At 49.0% G+C, this 2,488-nt stretch carries 2 protein-coding genes and 1 pseudogene; all 3 read left to right on the plus strand.

The window, feature by feature from the left end:
• The first annotated feature begins 181 nt into the window (after positions 1–181).
• Positions 182–652, plus strand: coding sequence for an NAD(P)H-quinone oxidoreductase subunit N (locus AC2VE5_RS25650; RefSeq protein WP_486890405.1), 471 nt, complete (start codon positions 182–184; stop codon positions 650–652).
• Between the two features lie 79 nt (positions 653–731).
• Positions 732–1,172, plus strand: a complete 441-nt coding sequence (locus tag AC2VE5_RS25655; RefSeq protein ID WP_486890406.1) for an OsmC family protein — start codon at positions 732–734, stop codon at positions 1,170–1,172.
• A gap of 65 nt (positions 1,173–1,237) precedes the next feature.
• Positions 1,238–2,362, plus strand: a pseudogene (locus AC2VE5_RS25660) (cytochrome c oxidase subunit I); the annotation flags it as partial.
• Positions 2,363–2,488: the final 126 nt, after the last annotated feature.

Genomic DNA, 2,488 nt, shown 5'->3' on the forward strand with positions numbered 1-2,488 from the left:
ACCTCTATCTTGGACATGCCCCTGAACCTAAGCTTGTTTTTGCTTGATCTGCACCACTATAAAGTAAAAGCCAAATCTGAAGTTTGAGCGAGCTCAGAGAAAAAGCCCGAGAAATACGCTCAAGATAGAGGTGTAGGCTTTAAAGAAATGCCTCATTTATCAACCTCCACATCTAAATATCATGGCACTGCTCACAACTGGCAAAAAATTTATCCGGGATTTAGAAAAGATAGGTGCTCTTGGAGTTTATACGCCCCCTGAAGGGGGGCATGAAGGGCGCTACCAGCGGCGACTGAGGACAGCAGGGTATGCTCTGCTTCCCATCCTGGCCCCTGGTCTGGGAGATCTTGCTTCCTACTTAACTGCTGTGCATGGCGTTAGACCAGCGCATCTGGGCAAAAGTACTAGTGGTAGGACTGCCTGGGGAATTCAAACTTACTTCTTACCTCCGATCATCCGCCTCCACCTAGAAAATCTATCTCCAAATGGTAAAGGACTGGTCCTGTGGCTCATTGATGGTAAGAGGCTAGATCACGAGGAACTAGATTATCTCAGTACTCTCCCTCAGCTTGAGCCTCGGGTTAAAGTCGTCATTGAGCTTGGGGGCGAACGAATCTTTAAGTGGTCATCTCTGAAGGAGTGCATACCGTAACTGCACACTTTTAGGGATCACATTTATTCTGTATCGGCAAAAGAACCCGGTTGAAATAACCCAAAAAGGACGAAAAACCATGGCAAACATCCAGCGGACAGCACCAGCAATCTGGAATGGTAACTTACAAACTGGCAGCGGTCAGATTACCAGTGACAGTGAAGTTCTCAAGCAGATTCCTTACAGCTTCAAAACTCGGTTTGAGCACTCTCCAGGGACTAATCCTGAAGAGTTAATCGCTGCAGCCCATGCGGCCTGCTACAGTATGGCCTTTGCTCACACCTTTAGTGAAAAGGGTTATCAGCCCCAAAGTATTGAAACTCAGGCAGTCTGCTCGTTAGAGTCCTCCGAAGATGGCGGCTTCAAGATTACTAAAATTCGTCTAGAGGCAAGGGGGAAAGTTGCCAATATTGAGGAAAACACTTTTGAGCAAATTGCCCAAGAGGCAGAGGCAAGCTGTCCTGTTTCTAATGCCCTTCGGAACGGATTGAAGATTGAATTGGATGCTGTGTTGCTATAGCTTGCTCAGCTCCAGCCCTAGTTTCCGAGGCTTAATGAATCTTGTAACAGCTACAAGGAGTGATGATGACTCAATCTGAGCTTCAAGCACAAGCCAATCTTCCGGCTCAGGGGATAGAGCCCCAGGATAGGCATTGGCGAGAGTATTTTAGCTTCAACACCGACCATAAGGTAATCGGAATTCAGTACCTAGTGACAACCTTTGGTTTCTACCTAATTGGTGGTGCCCTGGCAGCAATGGTTCGGACTGAGCTAGCAACACCGGAGGTGGACTTTGTTAGCCGTGAGGTCTACAACAGCCTGTTTACGATGCATGGCACAATCATGATTTTTCTGTGGATTATTCCGGCTGGCATCGGTGGCTTTGGCAACTATTTGGTGCCACTACTCATTGGCGCTCGGGATATGGCATACCCGCGATTAAATGCGATCTCCTTTTGGCTTATCCCTCCTGCTGGGCTGCTGTTAATGGGTAGTTTCTTTGTTGGGGCTCCTGAGGCTGGCTGGACCTCCTATCCACCCTTAAGTACGATTACGGCTAAGGCGGGAGAGGCCATTTGGATCTTGAGTTTGCTTCTGATTGGAACCTCTTCAATTCTGGGAGCTGTTAATTTCATTGCCACAATTGTGAAGTTACGAGTCCCTGGAATGGGGTTCAATCAAATGCCCTTATTTTGCTGGGCAATGCTGGCAACATCGGCGCTGATCCTACCCACAACTCCTGTGCTGACTGGCGCTTTAATTCTGCTGGCGTTTGACCTTTTGGTGGGAACTTCGTTCTTTAATCCGACAGGGGGTGGGGATCCGGTGATCTACCAGCATATGTTCTGGTTTTATTCTCATCCGGCGGTTTACATCATGGCCCTGCCTTACTTTGGTCTGATCTCAGAAATTTTACCTGTGCATGCCCGCAAACCAATTTTTGGTTACCGGGCGATCGCCTATTCCAGTGTGGCAATCTCCTTCTTATCTGTGACTGTTTGGGCTCACCATATGTTTACCAGTGGAACCCCGGACTGGCTGCGGATATTTTTCATGGTCACAAGTATGGCGGTCGCTGTTCCCACTGGGATCAAAGTCTTTAGCTGGGTAGCTACTATCTGGGGTGGGAAGCTCCGTCTTTGCAGTGCAATGCTATTTGCGATGGGCTTTGTGTCCATGTTTTTGGTCGGTGGCATCACAGGGGTGATGGCAAAATAGTAGCCCTGACCGAAGTCGCACCCAAGGGAGCGGGCTACCGCCAATTCCTCGGCCGTCTCGATGCCTTCGATCGTCACGTCCAAACCGAGGGCGTGGGCGAGGGAAACAATCGCGCCA

The sequence above is a fragment of the Aliterella sp. E5.1 genome (genome assembly GCF_057473825.1).